The organism is Alphaproteobacteria bacterium, from assembly GCA_019635875.1.
Taxonomy (GTDB): Bacteria; Pseudomonadota; Alphaproteobacteria; order Reyranellales; family Reyranellaceae; genus JAFAZJ01.
The window spans coordinates 25,945-49,026 of record JAHBYP010000011.1 but is presented as its reverse complement, the minus strand read 5'-3'; the positions used below and the strand labels follow the sequence as shown (position 1 = coordinate 49,026).

Below are 23,082 nucleotides of genomic sequence, written 5' to 3'. Positions count from 1 at the left end.
GAAGACGGACTCCTGCGTTCGTCTTCGACATCCCCCTTCCGTCGCTCCGCGCCACCTTCCCCCTCCGGGGGAAGGCAGACGTCAGACGGCGGCGCGCTGCTTCTTGCGCGGCGGGGTCTGGATCACCGGTGCCAGCTCGCCGGCGTTGAACGAGGCGATGCGGCGCTCGTCCGACACGCCGCCATAGGTCGTGCTGCGCTGCTGCGGCACGCGGCCGATCGAGCGGATCAGCTTCTCCATCTCGTGCGGCGGGAATTCCTGGCCGTGCTGCGTGCCGGCGGCGCGCGAGATGCTCTCGTTCATCAGGGTGCCGCCCAGATCGTTGGCGCCCGACTGCAGGCAGATCGCCGCGCCCGCCGGACCCATCTTCACCCACGACGTCTGGATGTTGGGGATCAGCGGGTGCAGGCTGAGCCGCGCGATGGCGTGCATGATCACCGCCTCGCGGAAGGTCGGGCCCTTGCGCGCCATGCCCAGCCGGTACATCGGCGCTTCCATGTGCACGAAGGGCAGGGGCACGAACTCGGTGAAGCCGCCGGTCTCGGCCTGCAGGTCGCGCAGCGCCAGCAGATGCTTCGCCCACGAGCGCGACGACTCGACATGGCCGTACATGATCGTCGAGGTAGTGCGCAGCCCGGCTCTGTGCGCCGCGCGCTGCACGTCGAGCCATTGCTGTGTGTCGATCTTGTCCGGGCAGATGATGCGCCGTACCTCGTCGTCGAGGATCTCGGCGGCCGTGCCGGGCAGGGTGCCCAGCCCGGCCTCCTTCAGCTCGGCGAGGAAATCGGGCATCGCCTTGTTCGAGGCCGCCGCACCCTGCGTCACCTCCAGCGCCGAGAAGGCGTGGATGTGCATGTCGGGGGTCACCGCCTTGATGGCCCGGCAGATCGCTGCGTAGGTCCCGCCGGTGTAGTCGGGATGGATGCCGCCCTGCAGGCAGACCTCGGTGGCGCCGCGATCCCACGCCTCGACGGCGCGGCGCTGCACTTCCTCGAGATCCAGGTCGTACGGTGAACCACGCAAATCCTCGTGCGTGCGGCCCTTGGAGAAGGCGCAGAACTTGCAGCGGAAATAGCAGATGTTGGTGTAGTTGATGTTCCTGTTGACGACGTAGCGGATCACCTCGCCGCTGACGGAGCGGCGCAGCGCGTCGGCCGCCTGGTTGACGTAGCGGTAGTCGATGTCGCGCGCCGCGAACAGCCGCACGATCTGCGCCTCGTCGAGTCGCTCGCCCGAGCTTGCGCGCTCGACGATACGCGTGACGTCGGGATCGACCTGGCGCGAAAGCGCCAGCGGCGTCGGCGGCGGCTCGGTGTTGCCCGGCGCCCAGTCGTCGTCGCGTGCGAAGCCCTCGGCGTCGCTCATGCGGCGCACGCGCGTGGCGATCTCCGGCGCCAGCCATGTGTCGACGTCGCGCACATAGGAGGGATAGACCGGCAGGCGGTTGACCAGCAGCTTGCCGACCTCGGCGCTGCGCCGCGACAGCTCGGCGATCGCCGGCCACGGTGCCTCGGGGTTCACATGGTCGGGCGTCACCGGCGACACGCCGCCCCAGTCGTTCAGCCCGGCGCCGACCAGCTTCTGGTAGACGCCGGGCGACAGGTTCGGCGGCGCCTGCAGGTTCGTCTCGGGGCCGAGGATCAGGCGCGCCACGGCGATGGTCCACAGGAGCTCAGGCAGGTCGGGCTCTTCGGAATCGGCGAGCTTGGTGTCGGGCTTGGCGCGGAAGTTCTGGATGATGACTTCCTGGATGTGGCCGTAGCGCGCGTGCAGGTCGCGGATCGCCTCCAGCGACTCGATGCGCTCCTGCCGCGTCTCGCCGATGCCGATCAGGATGCCGGTGGTGAACGGCACCTTCAGCTCGCCGGCGAGCCGGATGGTCTCGAGCCGCACCGCGGGATGCTTGTCGGGCGAGCCGAAATGCGGACCGCCGCGCTCGCTCAGCCGCTCGCTGGTGGTCTCCAGCATGATCCCCTGGCTGGCGCTGACCTTGCGCAGTGCGGCGATCTCCTGGCGCGTCATCACGCCGGGATTGGCGTGCGGCAGCAGACCGGTCTCCTTGAGCACCAGCGCGCACATCGCTGTCAGGTACTCGATCGTCGTGGCGTAGCCGAGTTCCTTCAGCGCCTCTTCGGCGGCGCGATAGCGAAGCTCCGGCTTGTCGCCCAGGGTGAACAGCGCCTCGGTGCAGCCCGCCGCCTGGCCGGCGCGCGCGATCGCCAGCACCTCGTCAGGTGAGAGATAGGCCGGGATCGTCGGATGCGGGCGCTCGGCGAAGGTGCAGTAGTGGCAGACGTCGCGGCAGAGCTTGGTCAGCGGAATGAAGACCTTGCGCGAATAGGAAATCAGTCGGCCATGCGCCTGGTCGCGCATCCGCGCGGCCTCGGCCATCAGCTCGTCCAGCGGTCTATCGAAACGCGACGCCATCTCAGCTCCGGCATGTACCTGCGGCCGCATCGTGTAGTATCGCCGCCGACGACGCAATGCGGGGAGGAACGCGCGCCATGCAATTCGGCTTCAACGCACCGACGGCCGGGGCACTCTACGGCGTCGAAAACCTTACGCGCATTGTGGTCGGGGCGGAGGCGCTCGGTTACGACTACGCAACCTTCAGCGACCACGTGGTGATCCCTACAGACATCCACGCCATCTATCCCTACAGCTCCAGTGGCGAGTTCCCGTCGGGCTCGCGCGGCGGCCGACATGAGCAACTCACCGAGATGGCCTTCGTTGCCGGCATGACGAAGAAGCTGCGGCTGGTCTCCTCGGTGATGGTGGTGCCGCACCGCCCGGCGATGCTGACGGCCAAGATCCTCTCGACCATCGACGTGCTCAGCGGCGGAAGGCTGGTGGTGGGCATCGGCGCCGGCTGGATGAAGGAGGAGTTCGAGGCGCTGCAGCTGCCCGATTTCGAGGCACGCGGCAAGGTCACCGACGAATACATCGCCGCCTTCAAGGAACTGTGGACCAACGAGGATCCGAGATTCGCCGGCGAGTATGTGAAATTCGGCGGAATCGTTTTCGCGCCCAAGCCTGTACAAAAGCCGCATCCGCCGATCTGGGTCGGCGGCGAGAGCGGCCCGGCGCTGCGTCGGACGGCGAAGCTGGGCGACGTCTGGTACCCGATCGGCACCAACCCGCAGAACCCGCTCGACAGCCTCAAGCGCCTGAAGACCCAGGTCGCACGCCTGCGCAAGATGACGGCGGAGGCGGGGCGCAAGCCTGACGCGGTGGGCCTGACCTTGCGCGTCACCGCCTATGGCGAGGGCGTGCCGGCGCAGGCCGGCGACGGCGAACGCCGGCTGTTCGCCGGCAAGCCGGCCGACATCGCCGCCGACATCCGCGCGCTGCGCGACATGGGGGTGGGCTGCCTCGATTTCGGCGTGCCCGGCGACACCGCGGACGAGATGCTGGGCAACATGCAGAAGCTCAGGACCGAGGTGCTGGCGCTGGTCTGAGCCGCCCGGCGGAACCGCGCCGGTGCCGAGGCCGTTCCTGCATATCGGGAGGCCTCGACGATGCGCATCCTCACGCTTGCCATTGCGCTGCTGTTCCTGGGCCAGGCGGTCCATGCCCAGACCACGAGCGCGCCGGCTGTCACGGTGAACACACCGGCGGCGGGCGTCGGCGTCACGATCGACTGGGCCGACTTCAAGGAGAATTTCTGCGTCTATGGCGGCGCGGTCTACTCGCTCAACAGCCTGATCTGCATCGGCACGCAGGCCCATACCTGCGGCCGGACCGAGCCCGACAAGATCGCCAGCTGGAAGTCGACGGGCACCTGCAAGTAGAGCCCACTCGTCATCCTGAGCGAAGCGAAGGATCCTGCGGTATCGCGGTCACGTGGACGTACCGCGTCCGATTGCACCACCGCGAGGTCCTTCGCTACGCCCAGGACGACAGTCAACTATCCAGCTTGCGGATGATCGCCGCCCATTTGTCCATTTCAGGCAGCACGTCGTCCAGCTTCGCCGACTCGAAGGTGATGATCGTGCGCGTGATGCCGCCGTCGCGGTCGCGCCTCAGCAGGTCGGCATCTGGTTTGGCGCCCCAGATCGTCACCGGCACGCTGGCGAGATCGCGGTTCGCCTCGGCCGCCATCTGCCGGAAGTTTGGCATCAGGTCGAAGACGTCGTCGTACTGCTTGCGCGCACGATGGGGGATCCAGCCGTCGCCGTAGCGCAAGGCGCGGCGGGCGGAGAAGGGGAAGGCGCCGCCCACGAGGATCGGCGGGTGCGGCTTCTGCACCGGCTTGGGCCAGGCCATCATCGGATCGAAGTTCACGAACTCGCCGTGATACTCGGCCTTGGACCTGGTCCAGATCACCTTCATCGCCTCGATGCGCTCGCGCGCCAGCTTGTGGCGGCTCTCGAAGACGGTGCCGTGGTTCTCCATCTCGTCCTGGTTCCAGCCATTGCCGACGCCGAACAGGAAACGGCCGTTGGAGATCTGGTCGATCGAGGCCACCAGCTTGGCGGTCTGGATCGGATCGCGCTGCGCCACCAGGCAGACGCCGGTGCCGACCAGCAGCTTGGTGGTCGCCGCCGCCGCGGCGGTGAGCGCCACGAACGGGTCCATGGCGTCGTAGTACTTCTTCGGCACCTCGCCGCCGCTGGGGAAGGGCGACTTGCGCGACAGCGGGATATGCGAATGCTCCGGCGCCCACAGCGAATCGAAGCCGCGCTCCTCGAGCGCCCGGCCCATCTCGGCCGGCGTCATCGAATAATCGGTGAAGAAGACCGCACCGCCGATTTTCATGACTCGTTTTCTCCCTTCGCACCCCTGTCATCCCGAGCGCAGCGAGGGATCCAGGGTAGGACTAGATCCCTCGCTGCGCTCGGGATGACGGTGGAGGCTAGCGCTTCGGCCAGCGTGCCGAAACCTGCGGCAGGACCTTCTCGATCAGCTGCTTCGTCTGGTCGAGCACCGCGGTCTCATTCGCGCCGAGCGGGCGCAGGATGAACTTGGCGACGCCGTTGTCGACGAACTCGCTGAGGCGGTTCAGCACCGTGTCGGCGTCGCCCACGGCGAACGCCTGGCGCGCGTCGCGGCCGGTGCGCTTCGTGTAGGCGTCCATGGCGCGTGCCACGATCGGGCTCTCGGCGCTGCCGAAATGGTAGGCGAAGCCGGCGCCGTAATGGTCCTCGTCGATGCTGCGGCCGGCTTCGGCGGTCGCGGCCTTGATGGCGGCGACGACGCGGCCGGCTTCCTTGGGCGACTCGCCGCCGGCCTGCCAGCCGGTGCCGTACTTCGCCGTGCGGCGGATCGCGGCGTCGGTCGAACCGCCGATCCACATCGGCAGGTCGGGCTGCACCGGCTTGGGCGCGATCACCGCGCCCGAGAGCTTGTAGAAGGTGCCGTCGAAGTCGACCGAGTCCTCGCGCCACAACCGCGCGATGATCTCCAGGCATTCGTCCGTCCGCTTGCCGCGTGTCCTTGTGTCGGCGTTCAGCATCTTCCACTCCGCTCCGAACGGCGAGCCGATGCCGAAGGCGGGCAGCAGGCGACCCCCGGACAGCACGTCGATGGTGGCGCATTGCTTGGCCAGCAACACCGGATCGCGGAAGGCGAGCGACACCACGTTCATGCCGAAGCGCAGACGCCGCGTGCGCCCCGCCAGCGCGGCCATCGCCGTCATCGATTCGAGGAACGGCGCCTTGCCGACGAGGCGATCAGTCTGCCAGATCGAATCGACGCCGCCTTGCTCGCACATGTCGACCCAGCGCCAGTATCCGGCGCCCGAGGCGAAGGGAAACTCGGCGAGGCCGAGACCGACCGCGACGCTCATGCCACTGCTGCCTTCAGTCTGGGCGCGACATCGCGCACGAAGCGTTCGAGGTGGCCGTTCATCTGGTCGGGCCGCATGCCCGGCGGCACCGCCCAGGTCACCAGGTCGGTGATGCCGAACTCCTTCACGAAGGCCGTGAGTTCCTTCACGCAGTGATCGACGTCGCCCACCACCCAGGTCTGCGGGATGGGCGGATCGCTGGCCTCGTGCCTGACGCCGCCATAGGCGCCCTCGCTGTTGAAGCTGCGATAGACCTGGCCGCGATAGCGCTCGGCGGCGCGCACCGCGGGCCAGTCGCGCTCGCGGTCGTCGGTGACGAGGCAGGAGCGGATGATGCCGACGCGGTACGTGTCCGGATCGCGCCCCGACTCGCGCATGGTCGCGCGCCACGGATCGAGCACCGCCGAGCGCGGGCCCTGCGGCAGGAAATGGCTGTCGTAGCGCGCCGCGCGCTGCGCGCCGGGTCCCGACATGGCGGCGATCCACAGCGGCGGGCCGCCCTGCTGCACGTAGCCGGGTCGGATGACCACGTCCTCGAAGTCGTAGCGCTTGCCGTGATAGCTGAAGCGTTCGCCGGCGAAGCACAGGCGCAGCACCTCGATGCCTTCATCCGTCAGCGAGACGCGGCGCGACACCGGCAGGCCGAAGCCCTTGAACTCGTGCGGCGCGTAACCCATGCCGACGCCGATCTCGACGCGCCCGTTGCTGAGGTTGTCGAGCACCGCGAGATCCTCGGCCAGGCGCACCGGATGATTGAACGGCAGCAGGCAGACGTCGCTCGACAGCTTCACGCGCCTGGTGCGCGCGGCGATCGCGCCGGCGATCGGGATCCACGAGGGCAGGTAGCCGTCGTCGAGGAAGTGATGCTCGGTGAACCACACGAGATCGAGCCCCAGCCCGTCGAGCATCACGACCTGGTCCATGATCGCGGCGTAGAGGCTCGGGTTGTCGAGGCCCGAATCGGGCGTGTTGCGGAAATCGTAGACCGTGCCGATTCGCAGCTCCGGACGCATGGCTCTCTCCCTTGCCTTCCCCCGGAGGGGGAAGGTGGCGCGAAGCGCCAGATGGGGGATGTCGGAGCCGAACGCAGGAGTCCTTCGTCGACATCGGCCATCCACCCTTCGGGCACCTTCCCCCTCCCGGGGAAGGGAGACAAGAGTCCTTACGCCGCTTCCAGTAGCCCTTCCGCCAGGCGAGGCAGGACGCGCGAGCGCCAGCCCGTGCCCATGTTGTCGAAGGCGAAGCGGTGTTGCGGGTTGTCGAGGTCGAAGCCGCGATGCTCCAGGCGCAGCATGCAGCCATCCGCGGTGGGCGTGATCGTCCAGTGCAGCTCCCAGTCGGCGAAGGTGTAGGCGAGCTTGCGCTCGGGCACGACCTCGATCACGCGGCAGGGCTGCTGGCCCCACTTGCCCATGTCCATGGTGAAGGCATGGCCGAGCACCGGCGCGATGTTGCCGGCTGCCCACCACTTAGCGATGCCGTCGGGTGTCGAGATGCGCTGCCACACGCGCCGGCGAAGCTTTGATCGGTTGGTCGATGGTCAATGTCCGCAAGGTACTCATCGCTCTTCATCCTCGAGCTGACGCGCCAGGCGGGCGAGGCGGCTCTTCCAGTAGGTCTCGTAGGGCTTGAGCCAGTCGCGCAGCTCGATGAGCGGCTTGGCATTGAGCGCGTAGATGCGCTCGCGGCCGACCTTCTTCTCGCGCACCAGGTCGGCGTTGCGCAGGATGCCGATATGCTCGGACACCGCCGAGCGGCTGATCTCGAACTCCTCCGCAATCGCACCGGCGGTGCGCGCGCGGTCGAGCAGGAGAGCGATCACCTGCCGGCGGACGGGATGCGCGAGGGCTGAAAAGACGAGCTCGGTCGGCATGTCCGGATTATGTCGGGAAGTGCCGACATGTCAACAATCCCCGACAAATTCGGATCAGCACTTCTTCGATGCGTTCAGCTCCGCGTCGATGCGGATGAGCGCCTTCTCGTCGGTCGCCTCGACTTCGCGGATGTCGATGGTGCGTCGGCCTCGATCCCTCGCCGCACTCGGGACGACAGGTGCGTGGGGATGAGGTCGGGAGCTTACGGGGCCTCCAGCACTCGCGCCAGTTTCGGCAGGATCACCAGGCGCCAGCCGTCGCCCATGTTCTCGAAGCCGAACTTGTGTTGCGGGTTGTCGAGGTCGAAGCCGTGATGCTCGAGGCGCAGCAGGGAGCCACCTTGTACGGCCGCGATCCTCCAGTGCAGCTCCCAGTCGCCGAAGGTGTGAGCCAGCTTGCGCTCGGTCACGACCTCGATCACGCGGCATTGCTGCTGGCCCGACGGGCCCATGTCGAGGGTGAAGTGGTGGTCGACGACCGGCGCGATGTCGCCCGGCACCCACCAGCTCTCAATGCCCTCGGGCGTCGAGATGCGCTCCCACACCTGCGCGGGCGAGGCCTTGATCGGCTGATCGATGGTCAGGGTCTGCAGCGTGCTCATGACTCATTATCCTCGAGCCGCCCATCGAAGCGAACCTGGGCTCGTCGCCCATGCGCGTTTCCGGATGTTCCGGCCTGACCTGCGGTTCTTTCAGGGGCCGATGAGAACAGGCGGTGTCAAGGCGCCAGGTGCCATGACAACACCGCCGCAGCCCGTCGCATTCATGACGATGCGCACGGCCGGCATGTTGTTCACGAGGACCGTCGGCGAGCCGAGGACGATCGGGATCGGCCCTGCCACACAGGCGACCTGATCCATGAAGGCTCGAGCCTGGGGCAGGCTGCAGGTCAGGACGGTGACCGCGCATGGCGGCAAGATCGGTCCTGCCGGAATGCCCAGGGTCAAGGCGCAGGCATGCAGATCAGTGACACGAGCGGCTGGCATCGGCATATGAGCATCTAATCACTTTTTGGCTGCCATGTAAAGTCCGTCGCGGCGGCCCGGGCTACTTCTTCCTGCGTGCCGTGTTCAGCGCCACGGCGGCGCGGATCAGCGCCTTCAGCGCCTTCTCGTCGATCCTGTCGCCCTCGCGGATGTCGATGGCGCGCCTGACGTTCCCCTCGAGGCTCGAATTGAAAAGACCCGCAGGGTCCGGCAGCGATGCGCCCTTGGCGAAGGTCAGCTTGACCGCGGCCTTGTAGGTCTCGCCGGTGCAGATGATGCCGGCATGCGACCACACCGGCACGCCGCGCCACTTCCATTCCTCGACCACCTCGGGGGCGGCCTGGCTGACCAGCGCGCGCACCTTCGCGAGTGTCTCGCCGCGCCAGTCGCCCAGCTCCCTGATGCGCGCGTCGATCAGCTTCGAGGCAGAGCCCTCGGTCATGCTCGCCGCGCCTCGATCATCTTCCAGCCATTGCCCGAGGGGTCGCGGAAGTTGGCGTCCACCGAGCCGTATCGCTCCGTGGGCTCCTGGGTGAATTCCACGCCGCGCGCCTGCAGCTGCCTGAACGCGGCGCGGCAGTCGTCGACGACCATCACCAGCGGCGGCATGGCGCCCTTGGCGACGATCTCGTTCAGGCTCTGCACGGTGGCCGCGTCGAGAATCGGCGCCTGTGGCCTGAACAGGCCGAGCTGGAAGGAGGGCTGCTCGGGGTGCTGCACCGTCAGCCAGCGATAGTCGCCGTTGCGTGCATCGGTATGGACGCGCCATCCGAGCTTCTCGATATAGAACTGAAGCGCTTCGTCCTGGTCGCGCACGTAAAGACCGACCACGCTGATGCCCTGGCTCATGGGACCTCCGTTTCGCCTGAAACGGACATAGCGCCTGTCGGGTGCCGTCGCTTCTCCGAAACTGCTGTTGTGAGGTCGGGCCGATGGGCGGCGCTGAGGAAGCAGCCCGGCACGCACGACAGATCGTGCGGCGCGGCCTTCTCGCGTGCCCGCAACGCGCCCGGGCTCTCGCCGGTGATGTCGCGGAAGACGCGACCGAAGGTGCCCAGGCTCGTCCAGCCGGTCTGGAACGCGATCTCGGTGATGGACAGACCGGTGTCGCGCAGCAGCGCTCTGGCCCGCTCGATGCGGCGCGTCAGCAGGTAACGGTGCGGCGGCACGCCGAAGGCGCCGCGGAACGAGCGCGCGAAATGCGCCTGCGACACACCGCTCACGCTCGCCAGCCGCGGGATCGGCCACGCCTCGTGCGAGGCCGCGTCCATCCGGTCCCTGGCGCGCAGCAGGCGGCGCAGCAATCGAGGATCCTGGCCCACCTGGCGCTACGCCATCCAGCCGGGGATCCTGCTGGCCTGCTTCACCCAGGCCGCGAACTGCGCTTCGTCGAGCGTGTCGCTCTCGCGAATGTCGAGATAGCGCACTTCTTTCTGCCTGGACTCGCCGGGCGGCAGGGGCTTGAGCTCCGCGCCCTTGAAGAAGCCGACCTTGATGTACTTCGTGAAGCAGTGAAAGCTGAGGAACCAGCCCTTGCCCTCGACGCCGTAGAACGGCGAGTTCCACTTCACCGCCTTGCGCACGCCGGGCAGCGTGCGGGTGATGATGGAGTCGAGCCGGTGCGCGAGGTCCTGCTTCCAGCCGGGGATGGCCCTGATATAGGCCTGCACCGGCGCATCGCCGTCGCCCTTGGCGATCTGCGGATTGTCGCCCGCGAGCAGCCTGGGCTTCGCGGCGGCGCGCCTCTGGGACTTCTTCTTCGGTGTCGATCGTGCGTCGGCCATCGTCTTCTCTCCGGGGCGCGCAGGCTAACGAGTTCGGCCACGCCCGCGCAACCCCGGGCGCGCGGCCGCGGCACCGGATTGAAACGCGCACGGAAATCGGCGATATCGAGGATCGATATCGGAGTTCGATAGTGCCGAGAAGCCGACCGCTCGAACATCACGACCTGCTCTGCGGGCTGGTGCGGCTGCACGTGCTGCATCACGCGGCCGAGCACGAGATCTACGGCCAGTGGATGATCGACGAGCTGGCGCATCACGGCTACCGGCTGTCGCCCGGCACGCTCTACCCGATGCTGCACAAGATGGAGCGCGATGGCTACCTGCTTTCGCGCGCGCAACGTGACGGCCGCGCGGTCCGCCGCCTTTACCGCATCACGGCCAAGGGCCGCGCCGGCCTGCGGGTGGCCAAGAAGCAGATCGCGGAGTTCCGCGGGGAGGCGATGAAATGACGGCGGAGTCCCGACCGGCGGCGGATGATGCCGCAAGCAGGATCGTCGCGCCGGGCGAGGTGCTGCGCGCCTTCCTCAAGCTCGGCGTCACCTCGTTCGGTGGGCCCATCGCGCATCTCGGCTATTTCCGCGACGAGCTGGTGCTGCGCCGGCGCTGGATCGACGAGAAGGGCTACGCCGATCTTGTCGCGCTGTGCCAGTTCCTGCCCGGGCCGGCATCGAGCCAGGTCGGCTTCGCGCTCGGCCTGCTGCGTGGCGGTCCGCTCGGCGCGCTGTTCGCCTGGGCGGCGTTCACCTTGCCGTCGGCCATCGCGCTCGTCGCCTTCGCCTATGGCGCGGCGGCGATGGGCGGGCCGATCGGCGAGGGCGTCATCGACGGCCTCAAGATCGTCGCGGTGGCCATCGTCGCGCAGGCCGTCTGGGGCATGGCGAGATCGCTTTGCCCGGACCGCGAGCGGGCCAGCATTGCGCTGGGTGCGGTGCTGATCGTCGTGCTCCTCGCCGGCGCCTGGGGCCAGATCGCCGCCATCGTGGTGGGCGGCCTTGCCGGTCTCGCGCTGTGCCGCACGCCGGGCGCGCCGGTCACGGATCACATCCGCTTTCCGGTATCGCGCACGGTCGGCGCGATCTGCCTGGCGCTGTTCGCGATGCTGCTCGTGGGCCTGCCGCTGGCGCTGGCCGTCGCACCGTCGCAGGGCCTCGCGGTGTTCGACGCCTTCTATCGCGCCGGCGCGCTGGTGTTCGGCGGCGGCCATGTCGTGCTGCCGCTGCTCGAGTCGGAGGTCGTGCGGACCGGCTGGGTGAGCCAGGCTCAGTTCCTGGCCGGATACGGTGCTGCGCAGGCGGTGCCCGGTCCGCTGTTCACCTTCGCCGCCTACCTCGGCACGGTGCTCGGCCCGCAGCCCAACGGCGTCGCCGGCGCGGCCATCGCGCTCGTCGCGGTGTTTCTTCCCGGCCTGCTGCTGCTGCTGGGCGCGATCCCGTTCTGGGACGACTTCCGCGCCCGGCCCGCTGCCCAGGCCCTGATGCGCGGCGCCAATGCCGCCGTGGTCGGCATCCTCGGCTCGGCGCTCTACGATCCGGTCTTCGTCAGCGCGATCAAGGGCCCGCACGCCTTCGTGCTGGCGCTGACGTGCTTCGTCCTGCTGATGGCGTGGAAGGCGCCACCGTGGGTCGTCGTACTCGTCGCCGCGGCGGGCGGCGTGCTGCTGAACATTACGCGTTGAGGCGCGCCGCCTGCGCCATGACCTCGATCGCCTCGGGCTGGCGCGAGCGGACACTGAGCGTGTCGAGCCCGCAATCCTGCCAGCGTCGATAGCGCTCCTTGATGCGCGCGGCCGGGCCGACCAGCGACTTGGCGTCGACCCACTCGTCGGGCACCGCCGCCGTCGCCTCGTCCTTGTGGCCGGCGAGGTAGAGTTCCTGGATGCGCCGGGCGGCGTCGCCGAAGCCGTTGCGCACCATCAGGTCGTTGTGGAAGTTCTTGTCGCGGTGGCCCATGCCGCCGACATAGAGCGCGACCTCGGGCTTGAGCTTCTGCAGCGCCGCTTTCACGTCGTCCTGGACCTGCACATGCACCGAGGTCTGGATCACGAAATCCTTCATGCTCTTGCCGTTGCCGGCGCGGCGGAAGCCTTCCTCGAGCCAGGGCTGGTAGTCCTTGAGGAAGCCGGGCACGAGGCCGGTGGGCAGCCAGCCATCGGCGATCTCGCCGGTGAGTTTCACCGTCGCCTCATTGACGGTGGCGAGATAGATCGGGATGTCGGGGTTCATGTGCAGGATCGACTTCAGCGGCTTGCCGATGCCCATCGCGCCTTCGCCCCTGTAGGGCAGGGGATACTCGCGCCCGTCATGGCTCACCGGCCCCTCGCGGCGGAAGATCTTGCGCATGATCGCGACGTAGTCCTTGAGCTGGTAGTACGGCTTGCCCCACGGGCGGCCGTACCAGCCCTCGACGATCTGCGGCCCCGACACGCCCAGCCCGGCGATGAAGCGTCCGCCGCCGGCCATGGCATCGACGGTGGCGGCGCACATCGCGGCATTGGCCGGCGTGCGCGCGGCGAGCTGCATGATGCCGGTGCCGAGCTTGATCTTCTTCGTGAAGCCCGCGAGGTAGGCGAGCGGCGTCACCGCATCGGAGCCGTAGGCCTCGGCGGTCCACACCGAGTCGTAGCCGAGCTCCTCGGCGCGCTGCACCAGCTTGACGGGGATGTCGAGATGGGCGCCGGAGTAGCCGATCGACAGGCCGAGCTTCATGGGGCGTTTCCTCCCAGCCTGTCATCCCGAGCGCAGCGAGGGATCCAGGGTGATGTCGTGATCCCTCGCTGCGCTCGGGATGACAGATCGAGCTATTCCGTGCTGGCGTCGGCCAGCTCGGGGATCCAGCTCTTCTTCTCGCCGGCGTAGAGCGCGCCGGGATTGCCGTGCACCGTCGTGCGCCACATCACGCGGTTCTGCGTCTCGGCGTCGAACCAGGTCGCAGCGTGCACCAGGCAGCGATTGTCCCAGACGATCAGGTCGCCCTGGTCCCATTCGTGCACATAGATGAAGTCCGGCCGCGTGTAGTGCGCCATCAGCGCGTCGAGCAGGGCGGCGCCGTCGCCATGCGGGCCGGGCTGCATGCCCACGAACGGGCCCTCGATCCAGTCCATCTGGCCGGACTCGCAGAGATAGAGCGCGGGCTTGCCGGTGACGGGATGGATGCGCACGACAGGCTGGCGCTGCGAGCGCTCGTGGGCGGCGAAGGCGCGCGGCGCCGTGCCCGCCAGCGCCGCGTCGCGCGAGCGGCCCGAGCCGGGTTGCGCGTGCAGGCCCTCGAGCTGGCCGACCTTGCGCTTCATCTCGGGCGACAGCGCCGCGTAGGCCAAGGTGCCGTTGGCGAAGATGGTCTGGCCCTGGTCGCGGCTCACCGGCGTCACGGCGAAGAACAGCGAGATGTCGGGCGGCGGGCGGCGATAGCTCTGGTCGGTGTGCCAGCCCTTGCGCTGCGGGTACTGCACCGGCAGCTTGCCATCGGCGGTCAGCGGCGGCTCGGGCCGCTTGGGCGGCATGCGGCTGACCGGGGCCACGTTGGAGACGATGAAGATCTCCGGCACGTCGGCGTGCACCTGGTGGCGCGGCGTCAGCGTGCGGCGATAATCCTCGACCTCCGGCCCGAACAGCCGGCTGAGCCGCACCAGTAGCGCCGGATCCTGCGCGATGCCGTGCAGCCCCTTCAGCAGCAGCACGCCGCCGCTTTCGCTGAGCGCGCGGGGCAGGGCGGCCGGCTCGGCCTCGGCCGCCTGCACGATGGCAGGGGCATCGCCCGTGGTGCGCGCAAGGCCGCCGAACCGGGCGCCGGGCAGGGGAGTCTCGAGGGTGAAAAAGCTGCTCATGGCGGCATCCTGCCCCTAATTCGCGGGCCGCTCCAGCGCCACGGCCATCAGCTTCTCGTCGTAGTAGCGGCCGTTGAATTTCAGCGCATGGACCTCATGGCCGTAGACGACGAAGCCGCAGGAGCGATAGAGGCGCTGGGCCGTCTCGTTGTCGCTGACGACGCTCAGCTGCACCAGCTCGACGCGGCCACGGGCGTGGCCGAGCACCGCCTCGACCAGTCGCTTGCTGACGCCCGTGCGGCGCGCGGCATCCCGCACGTACATGCCCCACAGGAATCCCTTGTGCTCGCGCTTGGGGCCGGCCTGCGTGCGGTAGCCCGCCATGCCCAGCAGGTCGGAGCCGCGGAAGGCGCCGAACACATCCGACCGGCTCAGCAGATCGGCGAACTGTTCTTCCGTGTAGGTCCGCTCCAGCTCGTAGGTGCTGCCGAAGGCTTCGGGCGCGGCCTGCAGCGCTTCCAGGCGGATGTCCTGGTACAGCCGCGCGTCGGCCGGCGTCAGCAGGCGGAATTGAACGTTGCGCGTCATGCGGCCTTCATAGCTGTGCCAAAGCGACGCTGCCAACGGCGAAACATCCGCTATCCACATGACTGGCGAGGGACGTGACCTAGTCGCGCGGGCTGTCCAGCATCTTGCGGGTGACGAAGCGCAGATCGCCGATGGAAGAGTCCTGGCCGGCATTCCAGGCGGCGACAATGTTGGAGACGATCTCTTCGGCAGTCTCGCCGTACTGGGTCACGATCGTATACTCGTGGGGTCCCTCGAGGTTGTACTTCGCCGGCAGCGCGCCATGCTCCAGTAGTCGACGCACTGCCTCCGCGATGAAGCGGCCAAGGTCCGCACCCTCCAGCCCATAGTCGTACCGGCCCGCCCACACGATCATGTCCGCACGAGCCATGCCCTTCGCGAGTTCCGACGGAAGGCCGTCGAGCCATTCGCTCCTGCTCAGGTTGCGAACCTCACAGTCCGCCGGCGAGGCAAACCACAAGCCGCCGTGCGTGGGATCACCGCCTCCCCAGCCGAGCCAGTCGTCGATCGTGTTCTTGACGATCTCGTCGGCGGTCTCGCCGTAGTGCTTCTGGACGCCCCAGTAGTACGGCCCGCGCGGGTCTCGCTTCACCGGTCGGCAGCCGTGGTCCAGCAGCTTGCGCACGGCCCGTTCTACGAACGTGATCAGCTCCTGCCCTTCGAGGCCAAAGCCACGCCGGCCCGCCGGCACGATCACCCACATCCCGACCGGCTCGAAGTCGAGGTCGGCGGGAAGCCTGTCGATCCACTCGTCAGTGGTTTCCTTGTATCTGAACTGCGGTGTTTCGTGTGTCATTGGATATGGATCCTATAGCCTGGTGGAAATGAGGGGTGATCCACGTCCAGCGTCGGCCCCCATCTTTTGCTGTTGCGGACTCCGAAGTTGCCACCCTGTGTAAGCCCGTATCGGTCGCCCGAATATCTCGGTGGCGGAGAGATTGGCGTGGAGGCGGCCTTCAAGGCGGCTTCTATGCGGTCGAACTCAGCCTTCGAGACCAGGCGAATTTTCGAGCTGCTGCCCTGCGCGCCGATGTCCCTCCCGTTCGGTCTCAATATGCGCTCGAGCGGATGCGATCCACCACCTGGCGGTGGTGTTGACGGTCGACTTGGCTGGGGTTGTTGCCCGGGTGTCGAGACCGGCGGCGGAGGGACCGGCGGTGGAGATGACGGCTGGTTCGATGGAGGCTTGGCTGGATCAGATGATGGCTCCGACTCATCTTCATCATCATCCGGTTCCTCGGAGGGCGAGATTTGCGCTGGCGGCGATAGCGGGCGCGCCATCTGCATTTGCATGATGATGCCGTTCATGAACAGCCACATCATGAACAGCATGAGCTCATCGACGACCTGTCTCGGCAGCTTGGCAACGCGGCGGAGCGTTTCCGGGTCCAAGTGCGGCATGACGATGTTGTGTACCGGCGTGACCGGTAGACTGCGCCGCACGATCTCGCGCAAGGCTGCATCGTCAGGAGGCTTGCCGTTGAGCTTGCGGGCGGTATCAATCTCCTCGACCAGCGCCGCCGGGAACTTCACATCCGTCGCCGATGATGATGGCTTGTCGCCGTCGCGGGCGGGATTGGCCTCCGTCGATGTCTGCCGCGCAATTTGAAGGCCACGCTTGATGGCATAGAGCTCGTTTTCGGTCGTCGGATCGCTGCGGCGGATGCCGGCCTGCCAGTCGCGGAAGCGTTGCCATTGCGGCAGCGGCAGCTGCGCGACGGTGGGCACGAGGTCACGGCGCGCGAAGATGTGCGGCGCCTGTGTCATCTCGGTCGCCAGGGCGTCGACCAACGCCGGGTTCGGCACCGGCTCGGTGCCGCGCGCGTTGTGGTCGAGGCGGGTCTCGATCGCTTGGCGATGGTCGGTGTCGAGCGTTACCCAGTCGCGCACGGGGATCTGCGCGGGGTCGGTCAGGCCGTCCTTCAGCACGCGCGCCAGCACCTGCTCGGCTAGGGTTCGGGCGTGCGCTTCGTCGGCTGCGGCGGCGCTGTGCAGGGTGCGGATGGTGGCGGCGCGCACCGCCGGATCGGCGATCGCCTCGGCCTGCCGCAGGCGCCACTGCGGTACCGACGGTTCGTCGCCCGGCGGCGTGGCGTTCAGGATTGCCGCGCTCGCCTGTCGGGCGTGCTCGCGCGTTTGCGCTTCGGCGAGCAGCGCGTCGAGCCCGGCTCGGTTGGATGCCTCGATGTGCTGTTCATAGCGTGCGCGCAGGGAGCGCGCGCGCTCGGGATCGTGCTCGACCGCCGCTTCGATCGCCGACACCAGCGTGCGACTGGTCTGCCGGCGCAGCGTCGCCTCGGTCAGTGCGGAGTCCCAGCCATGGCGCTCGGCCTGCTCGCGCACCTCCGCGCGGGTGGTGCCCAGGGCGCGGCGCAGCATGGCGTCGTCGCTCCAGTGCAGACGGGCATCGGCCTGCATCTGCGCGATGCGCCGTTCGCCGGCCTCGTCGTACCAGCGCAACCGCTCGGCTTCGGTGTGGCGCTCGATCTGGGTGTTGAAGCTCGCCAATCGGCGTTCGCTGAGGTCCTGCAGCATCTGGCGCTGGTCGTCGTCGACCATGGTCGCCATCTCGCGCGCCTGGGCCTCGCGGTAGGCGTCGATGACCGCCGGCGCCTGCGTTAGCGCGTCCTGGCCCTGCAGGTTGAGGTAGCCAGTCTGCGAATCGAACAGCAGCGCCTGCTCGGCCTCGCCCAGGCGCGCATCGGCGTCCTTGACGATCGCCTCGTTGTCGCCGGCGAGGTGCTCGGACAGCACCGCGGCGACGCCGGCGGCGCCCTCGGCGGCCTGCAGGCCGAGCTGCAGCATCGGCGAGGGGCCGAACTGGCCGGCGATGGCGTCGATGGCGAGGTAGCCGCCGCCGGGCACGGCCTGCGTGCTCACGCCAAGCGGCTTGTAGGGTGGGATCCGGATTCTGCCGGCCATGCGCGTTCCGCTTCCGGGGCACGGCGCGGCGCCGTGGATCGGGCGCGCAAGACTCAACCGTGCCGCTCGCGAGGAACTCTATGGCCGGGCGCGCAGGAGACCGACTTGAACCCCTACGGGTGTCGCCGACGGGGCTTTCGTCATACGGAGAGAGGCAGTATTTCCACCCCTGCGCGTGTCGTTCTTCCTGGTTCTACACCGGACTCCGACCTGGCTGGCGCACGGCCTCAATGCGACGGGTACCGTCGCGTGAGACGAACCTAGACCTTCAGCCGCGCGCCCAAACGTTCGACCATGACAGCGCGATCCCACTTCTCGACGACACGATCGGCATGGATTTCCAGTCCATCGGATGCAATACCTATAACGGGGGGCAGGAGATCCAGGACGACATACACAATCCAGGTCGAATACCCGTCCCTGAGGATCTCCTGTATCCCGTTCACCAAGTCGGGCGTGAGGAACTCGATCCGATAGATGGTGACCGACTGATCCGCGTGGCCGCTTTCCTCTTCAAAGAGATAGTAGTCACCACCTCCCCGCCAATCGCTCTTGCCACGGGCGCCAAGGTACTCATCCAGCCGTTGATGGAGCGTTTCCCATTCCTGTGTATCGGGCATATTCGACGGGTCATCTACCAGCCACTCATCCTCGTGGCCGATCCAACCAAGGGCATACAGCCCCACCGACGGTCCCCATGGTAACCGCACCGAAATGTCGCTCGACCAATCGTCGGGCCTGTCCGGCACCGACTTTCGAATAAGTCGAGCCCAACCCTGGCACAGCGACATCAGGGTGCCTTCGGCAATTTCCGCAGGGACGGTCGCCAAGAAGCTAAGCACTCCATCCGACCCTATTGAACCCTCAACTCTGACGTGGGCGATGCCCGCGGCGAACTCCACCATTTCCCTGGCGATCGCTTCGGTATTGTAACTCATTGCTGGTCCAGTCCTCTTCCAAATCCTTTTCCTTTGGATCCATATTTGCGAAGGTACCGCCTTCGACTGTCATGAAGCATCTTGAGATAGTCCCTAATTGCAGGATGACCATTCTTTAGTACATGCTCAAGTAACTTCCTGGCTTGTGCCTCCGTCATTTTCTTAGGGTCGATTCCCTTTCTCTTGATCCAATCATCCACTATCTCCGCTACAGCATCATTGTATCTTCGATGTGCCTGGTCGAATTGATGATCACCCGGTATCAGGGGGCCGGTCCTAGCATCGCGAAACACCTTAAGCGTTTTCGGCGGGAGTCCCAGGCGTTTATAGATCGCCCGCGGAATGAAATGATGCCCGCCCAGTGCGAACAGCCACTCCAACGCCGATGCCACGGGTGGAACGACGTTCTTTTCGACAATTCGGTGATAGGGGCCGACTTCGAGCGTGCCAGGTACGAACGCCAGCGGCGTAACGTGCCACTCAATCATACCGGCAATTTCGACGTCGCTCGGGCTCTTGCCGTTGACTTTGCGCCATGTATCGAGCTCATCGACCAGCTCGGCGCGGTAGTTGGCAGCGCTGTCGGTGGGTGTGTCTGTTGGCAGCGTCTTCTCTGCGAGCTGCAAGCCGCGCTTGATGGCATAGAGCTGGTCCTCGGTCGCGGGATCGTTACGCCGGAGACCATCTTGCCAGTCGCTGAAGCGTTGCCATTGCGGCAGCGGCAGCTGCGAGACAGCGGGGACGAGATCGCGACGCGTATAAGCGTGCGGCGCCTGCGTCATCTCAGTCGCCAGTTCGTCGACCAACGCCGGCTTCGGGGCAGGCTCGGTGCCGGCGGCATTGTGGTCGAGGCGCGTCTCGATCGCCCGGCGGCGTTCGGCATCGAGCGCCATCCACTCGCGGATCGGGATCTGCGCGGGGTCGGTCAGGCCGTCCTGCAGCACGCGCTCCAGCACCTGCTCGGCCAGGGTCTGGGCGCGGGCCTCGTCGGCCGCGGCGGCGCTGTGCAGGGTGCGGATGGTGGCGGCGCGTATCGCCGGATCGGCGATCGCTTCGGCCTGTCGCAGGCGCCACTGCGGCACCGACGGCTCGTTCTCCGGCGGCGTGGCGTTCAGGATATCCATGCTGGCCTGTCGGGCGTGCTCGCGCGTTTGCGCTTCGGCAAGCAACGCGTCGAGGGCGGCTTGGTCGGAAGCCTCGATGTGGTGGTCGTAGCGTGCGCGCAGGGAGCGCGCGCGCTCGGGGTCGCGTTCGACCGCCGCTTCAATCGCCGCCACCAGCGTGCGGCCGGTCTGCCGGCGCAGGGTCGTCTCGGTCAGCGCGGAGTCCCAGCCATGGCGCTCGGCCTGCTCGTTGACCTCCGCGCGCGTGGTGCCCAGGGCACGGCGTAGCAGGGCGTCGTCGCTCCAGTGCAGACGGGCGTCGGCCTGCATCTGCGCGATGCGCCGTTCGCCGGCCTCGTCGTACCATCGGATGCGCTCGGCTTCGGTGTGGCGCTCGACCTGGGTGCTGAAGCTCGCCAGCCGGCGTTCGTTGAGGTCCTGCAGCATCTGGCGCTGGTCGTCGTCGACCATGGTCGCCATCTCGCGCGCCTGGGCCTCGCGGTAGGCGTCGATGACAGCCGGTGCCTTCGTCAGCGCATCCTGGCCCTGCAGGTTGAGGTAGCCAGTCTGCGGATCGAACAGCAGCGACTGCTCGGTCTCGCCCAGGCGCGCGTCGGCGCCCTTGACGATCGCCTCGTTGTCGCCGGCGAGGTGCTCGGACAGCACCGTGGCGACGCCGGCGGCGCCTTCGGCGGCCTGCAGGCCGAATTGCAGCTGAGGTGAGGGGCCGAACTGGCCGGCGATGGCGTCGATGGCAAGGTAGCCGCCGCCGGGCACGCCCTGCGTGCTCACGCCAAGCGGCTTGTAGGGTGGGATCCAGATTCTGCCGGCCATGCGCGTTCCGCTTCTGGGGCACGGCGCGGCGCCGTGGATCGGGCGCGCAGGATTCGCTGTGCCTTCGCGAGCAGGCTATGACGGGGCGCGCGGGAAGCCGATTTAAACCCCTACGCGTGTCGCCGACGGGGCTTTGGTCCCACGGAGAGAGGCAATATTTCCACCCCTACGCGTGTCGTGCATGAAGTGGACGGCTTGGCAGTCGGCATGCATCTCGACACCGCTAGGGGTGGAAATAGGCGAACCGGCCGGCACGTGAGATCATCCTGGCGCCATGGGCATTCGCGGGCCGGGCGATACGTCCGAACCCATGCGAAACCATAGCAAAGCAGCCGCCGCAGGAGCGCAAATGGCCGGGCAAGCCGGACGCTGTAGACTATAGAGGATCGCCGCTATGATCCCGCCCAACCATCGGGAGGGGAGCCCATGAAGTTCGCGCTGCATTTCGGCAACAACACCTATCCCGATCCGGAGGGCGCCCGCCGCGTGGCGCGCGCCGCCGAGGCGGCGGGCTTCGACACGCTGTTCGCCGTCGACCACGTGGTGTTCCCGGACAACTACACCTCGACCTATCCCTATGCGCCGAGCGGCCGCCTGCCCGGCGGGCCGCAGAGCCCGATCCCCGATCCGCTGATCTGGATGACCTGGGTGGCGGCGGCGACCAGCCGGCTGAAGTTCATGACCGGCGTGATCATCCTGCCGCAGCGCAACCCGCTGGTGCTGGCCAAGCAGGTCGCGACCATGGATCACCTGAGCGGCGGGCGCATCGAGCTGGGCATCGGCGTGGGTTGGCTGAAGGAGGAGTTCGAGGCGGTCGGCGTGCCGTTCGAGCACCGCGGCAAGCGCGCCGACGAATACGTCGCCGCGATGCGCGCGCTGTGGGCGAAGGATGCCGCCAGCTTCAAGGGCGAGTTCGTCAGCTTCGACACGGTGAGCTGCAATCCCAAGCCGGTGCGCGGCGCGGTGCCGATCCTGGTCGGCGGCCATTCCGAGGCGGCGGCCAGGCGCGCCGGGCGGCTCGCCGACGGCTTCTTTCCCTCGATCGGCTCGTCGATCGATCCCATGGGGCTGTGGGACATCGTGCGGCGCAGCGCCGAGGCCAGGGGGCGCGATCCGCAGTCGGTCGAGCTGCTGATGGGCTGCCCCGACGCCCTGCCGGACTCCGGCAAGGACCCGCATGCGGCGGTCGAGGAGCGCATGAAGAAGGGCGTCAAGCGCATCGTCGTGCCGGCCACCGCCTTCCGCAGGAATCTCGAGGACGATCTCGCGCACTTCGGCGAGACCGTCATCCGTCCGTTTTCGTGAGGACCATAGAAGACCATGCATTTCCCACCGCCCGACGGACAGACCTGGCCGAGCATCTCGCCGAAAGACGCGGGTTTCGATCCCGACGCGCTGGCCGACGCGATCGCCTTCGCGCGCGGCCACGAGATCGGTTGGCCGATCAGCCTGCGCGACCACCTGCTGTCGGGGCATTTCGAGCAGCCGCAGGATGCCGAGATCATCGGCCCGATCCGCGATCGCGGGCCGACCAACGGCATGGTGCTGCGCGGCGGACGCGTCGTGGCGCGCTGGGGCGACACGCGGCAGGAGGACTACACCTTCAGCGTCGCCAAGAGCTACATGTCGATCTGCGCCGGCCTGGCCTACGACGACGGGCTGATCGGCGACGTCGATGAGCCCGTCGGCAAGACGGTGACCGATGGCGGTTTCGACAGCGCGCAGAACGCGCCGATCACCTGGCGGCAGCTCTTGACCAACACCTCGGAGTGGGAAGGCGAGCTGTTCGGCAAGAGCGAGAGGATCGACCGCGGCCGCACGCTCGCCACCGAGGGCACGCGCAAGAAGGGCGATCGCGTGCTGCAGGCGCCGGGCTCCTACTGGGAATACAACGACGTGCGCGTCAATCGCTGCGGCCTCGCGGTGCTGCGTCGGCTGAAGCGCGGCCTGCCGGAGGTCTTCGCCGAGCGCATCATGGATCCGATCGGCGCCTCGAAGGGCTGGACCTGGCGCGGCTATTCGACGTCCGTGGTCGACGTCGAGGGCAGGCAGATCGAAAGCGTCGCCGGCGGCACGCATTGGGGCGGCGGCGTCTGCATCCATGCCGAGGACCAGGCGCGCATCGGCGTGCTGATGGCAAACGATGGCATCTGGAACGGAAAGCGCCTGCTGTCGCAGGAATGGATCGGGCTCTCATTGCAGCCCTGCCCGTTGAACGTCAGCTACGGCTTCTTCTGGTGGCTGAACACGAACGGCATCCGCATGCCCGCCGCACCCCATGGCAATTTCTTCGCCGTCGGCGCCGGCGGCAACCTGACCTGGATCGACCGCGAGCACGACATCGTCGCCGTGATGCGCTGGCTCGATCCGGCCCACCAGAACAGCTTCATCGGCAAGGTGCTGGGGGCGTTGCGTTAGCTCTCCCCGTCATCCTGAGCGAAGCGAAGGATCCAGCGGTGGTGCGAGGGGATACATTGCGGGCGTATGGCCGCGATACCGCCAG

Annotated in this window: 25 protein-coding genes; 6 read left to right on the top strand and 19 right to left on the bottom strand. The window is 67.6% G+C overall.

Translation table 11 applies throughout. The features are described 5' to 3' along the window. Positions 1-81 precede the first annotated feature (81 nt). A complete protein-coding gene (cofH, locus tag KF889_27780; protein MBX3503262.1) occupies positions 82-2,457 on the bottom strand; it encodes a 5-amino-6-(D-ribitylamino)uracil--L-tyrosine 4-hydroxyphenyl transferase CofH in 2,376 nt (791 codons plus the stop codon). A 47-nt stretch (positions 2,458-2,504) separates the two neighbouring features. Here cofH and KF889_27775 point away from each other — a divergent pair, with 47 nt between their 5' ends. Beyond that, a complete protein-coding gene (locus KF889_27775) occupies positions 2,505-3,458 on the top strand; it encodes an LLM class F420-dependent oxidoreductase (protein MBX3503261.1) in 954 nt (317 codons plus the stop codon). A gap of 60 nt (positions 3,459-3,518) precedes the next feature. Next, positions 3,519-3,791: a hypothetical protein gene (locus tag KF889_27770; GenBank protein MBX3503260.1), complete on the top strand. Its 273-nt coding sequence runs from the start codon at positions 3,519-3,521 to the stop codon at positions 3,789-3,791. Positions 3,792-3,903: 112 nt separating this feature from the next. Here KF889_27770 and KF889_27765 read toward each other — a convergent pair whose 3' ends face one another. The 11 genes from KF889_27765 to KF889_27715 form a co-directional block, all read right to left on the bottom strand. Beyond that, on the bottom strand, positions 3,904-4,758 hold the full coding sequence (locus tag KF889_27765; GenBank protein MBX3503259.1) for an LLM class F420-dependent oxidoreductase: 855 nt from the start codon (positions 4,756-4,758) through the stop codon (positions 3,904-3,906). Between the two features lie 97 nt (positions 4,759-4,855). Further along, complete coding sequence (locus KF889_27760) at positions 4,856-5,788, bottom strand: LLM class flavin-dependent oxidoreductase (GenBank protein MBX3503258.1); 933 nt, start codon at positions 5,786-5,788, stop codon at positions 4,856-4,858. Next, positions 5,785-6,801 (bottom strand): LLM class flavin-dependent oxidoreductase, encoded by a 1,017-nt coding sequence (locus KF889_27755; protein ID MBX3503257.1) that lies wholly within the window; start codon positions 6,799-6,801, stop codon positions 5,785-5,787. Before KF889_27755 ends, KF889_27760 begins: the two co-directional genes overlap by 4 nt. 149 nt (positions 6,802-6,950) lie before the next feature. After that, positions 6,951-7,295: an SRPBCC domain-containing protein gene (locus tag KF889_27750; protein ID MBX3503256.1), complete on the bottom strand. Its 345-nt coding sequence runs from the start codon at positions 7,293-7,295 to the stop codon at positions 6,951-6,953. 51 nt (positions 7,296-7,346) lie between these two features. After that, the gene (locus KF889_27745) at positions 7,347-7,661 is read right to left on the bottom strand and encodes a winged helix-turn-helix transcriptional regulator (protein ID MBX3503255.1); all 315 of its coding nucleotides are present in this window, start codon (positions 7,659-7,661) and stop codon (positions 7,347-7,349) included. 203 nt (positions 7,662-7,864) lie between these two features. After that, positions 7,865-8,263, bottom strand: coding sequence for an SRPBCC domain-containing protein (locus KF889_27740; GenBank protein ID MBX3503254.1), 399 nt, complete (start codon positions 8,261-8,263; stop codon positions 7,865-7,867). Between the two features lie 90 nt (positions 8,264-8,353). Then, positions 8,354-8,653 (bottom strand): PAAR domain-containing protein, encoded by a 300-nt coding sequence (locus KF889_27735; GenBank protein MBX3503253.1) that lies wholly within the window; start codon positions 8,651-8,653, stop codon positions 8,354-8,356. A gap of 55 nt (positions 8,654-8,708) precedes the next feature. Beyond that, positions 8,709-9,089, bottom strand: a complete 381-nt coding sequence (locus tag KF889_27730) for a DUF1801 domain-containing protein (GenBank protein MBX3503252.1) — start codon at positions 9,087-9,089, stop codon at positions 8,709-8,711. After that, the gene (locus KF889_27725; protein ID MBX3503251.1) at positions 9,086-9,496 is read right to left on the bottom strand and encodes a VOC family protein; all 411 of its coding nucleotides are present in this window, start codon (positions 9,494-9,496) and stop codon (positions 9,086-9,088) included. Before KF889_27725 ends, KF889_27730 begins: the two co-directional genes overlap by 4 nt. Continuing rightward, positions 9,493-9,918, bottom strand: coding sequence for a helix-turn-helix transcriptional regulator (locus tag KF889_27720; GenBank protein ID MBX3503250.1), 426 nt, complete (start codon positions 9,916-9,918; stop codon positions 9,493-9,495). The genes KF889_27725 and KF889_27720 overlap by 4 nt, the downstream gene beginning before the upstream one ends. Before the next feature lie 57 nt (positions 9,919-9,975). Next, on the bottom strand, positions 9,976-10,431 hold the full coding sequence (locus KF889_27715; GenBank protein ID MBX3503249.1) for a DUF1801 domain-containing protein: 456 nt from the start codon (positions 10,429-10,431) through the stop codon (positions 9,976-9,978). A 233-nt stretch (positions 10,432-10,664) separates the two neighbouring features. Between KF889_27715 and KF889_27710 the strand changes: the two genes are divergently transcribed. Then, a complete protein-coding gene (locus KF889_27710) occupies positions 10,665-10,880 on the top strand; it encodes a PadR family transcriptional regulator (GenBank protein MBX3503248.1) in 216 nt (71 codons plus the stop codon). Then, positions 10,877-12,106, top strand: a complete 1,230-nt coding sequence (gene chrA, locus KF889_27705) for a chromate efflux transporter (GenBank protein ID MBX3503247.1) — start codon at positions 10,877-10,879, stop codon at positions 12,104-12,106. Before KF889_27710 ends, chrA begins: the two co-directional genes overlap by 4 nt. Here the strand turns inward: chrA and KF889_27700 are convergent. The 7 genes from KF889_27700 to KF889_27670 form a co-directional block, all read right to left on the bottom strand. Continuing rightward, positions 12,096-13,136, bottom strand: coding sequence for an LLM class F420-dependent oxidoreductase (locus tag KF889_27700; GenBank protein MBX3503246.1), 1,041 nt, complete (start codon positions 13,134-13,136; stop codon positions 12,096-12,098). The two genes, chrA and KF889_27700, sit on opposite strands and share 11 nt — an antisense overlap. Before the next feature lie 92 nt (positions 13,137-13,228). Further along, positions 13,229-14,254 (bottom strand): TauD/TfdA family dioxygenase, encoded by a 1,026-nt coding sequence (locus KF889_27695; protein ID MBX3503245.1) that lies wholly within the window; start codon positions 14,252-14,254, stop codon positions 13,229-13,231. 15 nt (positions 14,255-14,269) lie between these two features. Continuing rightward, positions 14,270-14,782, bottom strand: a complete 513-nt coding sequence (locus KF889_27690; GenBank protein MBX3503244.1) for a GNAT family N-acetyltransferase — start codon at positions 14,780-14,782, stop codon at positions 14,270-14,272. 79 nt (positions 14,783-14,861) lie between these two features. Beyond that, positions 14,862-15,578, bottom strand: a complete 717-nt coding sequence (locus KF889_27685; GenBank protein MBX3503243.1) for a hypothetical protein — start codon at positions 15,576-15,578, stop codon at positions 14,862-14,864. Further along, positions 15,575-17,704: a hypothetical protein gene (locus tag KF889_27680; protein MBX3503242.1), complete on the bottom strand. Its 2,130-nt coding sequence runs from the start codon at positions 17,702-17,704 to the stop codon at positions 15,575-15,577. Before KF889_27680 ends, KF889_27685 begins: the two co-directional genes overlap by 4 nt. Before the next feature lie 260 nt (positions 17,705-17,964). Continuing rightward, complete coding sequence (locus tag KF889_27675) at positions 17,965-18,642, bottom strand: hypothetical protein (GenBank protein ID MBX3503241.1); 678 nt, start codon at positions 18,640-18,642, stop codon at positions 17,965-17,967. Beyond that, entirely contained in the window at positions 18,639-20,579 is a 1,941-nt protein-coding gene (locus KF889_27670; GenBank protein MBX3503240.1) for a hypothetical protein, read from the bottom strand. Before KF889_27670 ends, KF889_27675 begins: the two co-directional genes overlap by 4 nt. A gap of 426 nt (positions 20,580-21,005) precedes the next feature. Here KF889_27670 and KF889_27665 point away from each other — a divergent pair, with 426 nt between their 5' ends. Next, a complete protein-coding gene (locus KF889_27665; protein MBX3503239.1) occupies positions 21,006-21,884 on the top strand; it encodes an LLM class F420-dependent oxidoreductase in 879 nt (292 codons plus the stop codon). A gap of 15 nt (positions 21,885-21,899) precedes the next feature. Beyond that, positions 21,900-22,997, top strand: a complete 1,098-nt coding sequence (locus KF889_27660) for a serine hydrolase (protein MBX3503238.1) — start codon at positions 21,900-21,902, stop codon at positions 22,995-22,997. Positions 22,998-23,082: the final 85 nt, after the last annotated feature.

Coding starts and splice junctions, on each gene's coding strand:
- cofH (MBX3503262.1), bottom strand. CDS start 2,457: ATGCGGCCGCAGGTACATGCCGGAGCTGAGATGGCGTCGCGTTTCGAT.
- KF889_27775 (MBX3503261.1), top strand. CDS start 2,505: ATGCAATTCGGCTTCAACGCACCGACGGCCGGGGCACTCTACGGCGTC.
- KF889_27770 (MBX3503260.1), top strand. CDS start 3,519: ATGCGCATCCTCACGCTTGCCATTGCGCTGCTGTTCCTGGGCCAGGCG.
- KF889_27765 (MBX3503259.1), bottom strand. CDS start 4,758: ATGAAAATCGGCGGTGCGGTCTTCTTCACCGATTATTCGATGACGCCG.
- KF889_27760 (MBX3503258.1), bottom strand. CDS start 5,788: ATGAGCGTCGCGGTCGGTCTCGGCCTCGCCGAGTTTCCCTTCGCCTCG.
- KF889_27755 (MBX3503257.1), bottom strand. CDS start 6,801: ATGCGTCCGGAGCTGCGAATCGGCACGGTCTACGATTTCCGCAACACG.
- KF889_27745 (MBX3503255.1), bottom strand. CDS start 7,661: ATGCCGACCGAGCTCGTCTTTTCAGCCCTCGCGCATCCCGTCCGCCGG.
- KF889_27740 (MBX3503254.1), bottom strand. CDS start 8,263: ATGAGCACGCTGCAGACCCTGACCATCGATCAGCCGATCAAGGCCTCG.
- KF889_27735 (MBX3503253.1), bottom strand. CDS start 8,653: ATGCCGATGCCAGCCGCTCGTGTCACTGATCTGCATGCCTGCGCCTTG.
- KF889_27730 (MBX3503252.1), bottom strand. CDS start 9,089: ATGACCGAGGGCTCTGCCTCGAAGCTGATCGACGCGCGCATCAGGGAG.
- KF889_27725 (MBX3503251.1), bottom strand. CDS start 9,496: ATGAGCCAGGGCATCAGCGTGGTCGGTCTTTACGTGCGCGACCAGGAC.
- KF889_27720 (MBX3503250.1), bottom strand. CDS start 9,918: ATGGACGCGGCCTCGCACGAGGCGTGGCCGATCCCGCGGCTGGCGAGC.
- KF889_27715 (MBX3503249.1), bottom strand. CDS start 10,431: ATGGCCGACGCACGATCGACACCGAAGAAGAAGTCCCAGAGGCGCGCC.
- KF889_27710 (MBX3503248.1), top strand. CDS start 10,665: ATGATCGACGAGCTGGCGCATCACGGCTACCGGCTGTCGCCCGGCACG.
- chrA (MBX3503247.1), top strand. CDS start 10,877: ATGACGGCGGAGTCCCGACCGGCGGCGGATGATGCCGCAAGCAGGATC.
- KF889_27700 (MBX3503246.1), bottom strand. CDS start 13,136: ATGAAGCTCGGCCTGTCGATCGGCTACTCCGGCGCCCATCTCGACATC.
- KF889_27695 (MBX3503245.1), bottom strand. CDS start 14,254: ATGAGCAGCTTTTTCACCCTCGAGACTCCCCTGCCCGGCGCCCGGTTC.
- KF889_27690 (MBX3503244.1), bottom strand. CDS start 14,782: ATGACGCGCAACGTTCAATTCCGCCTGCTGACGCCGGCCGACGCGCGG.
- KF889_27685 (MBX3503243.1), bottom strand. CDS start 15,578: ATGACACACGAAACACCGCAGTTCAGATACAAGGAAACCACTGACGAG.
- KF889_27680 (MBX3503242.1), bottom strand. CDS start 17,704: ATGGCCGGCAGAATCCGGATCCCACCCTACAAGCCGCTTGGCGTGAGC.
- KF889_27675 (MBX3503241.1), bottom strand. CDS start 18,642: ATGAGTTACAATACCGAAGCGATCGCCAGGGAAATGGTGGAGTTCGCC.
- KF889_27670 (MBX3503240.1), bottom strand. CDS start 20,579: ATGGCCGGCAGAATCTGGATCCCACCCTACAAGCCGCTTGGCGTGAGC.
- KF889_27665 (MBX3503239.1), top strand. CDS start 21,006: ATGAAGTTCGCGCTGCATTTCGGCAACAACACCTATCCCGATCCGGAG.
- KF889_27660 (MBX3503238.1), top strand. CDS start 21,900: ATGCATTTCCCACCGCCCGACGGACAGACCTGGCCGAGCATCTCGCCG.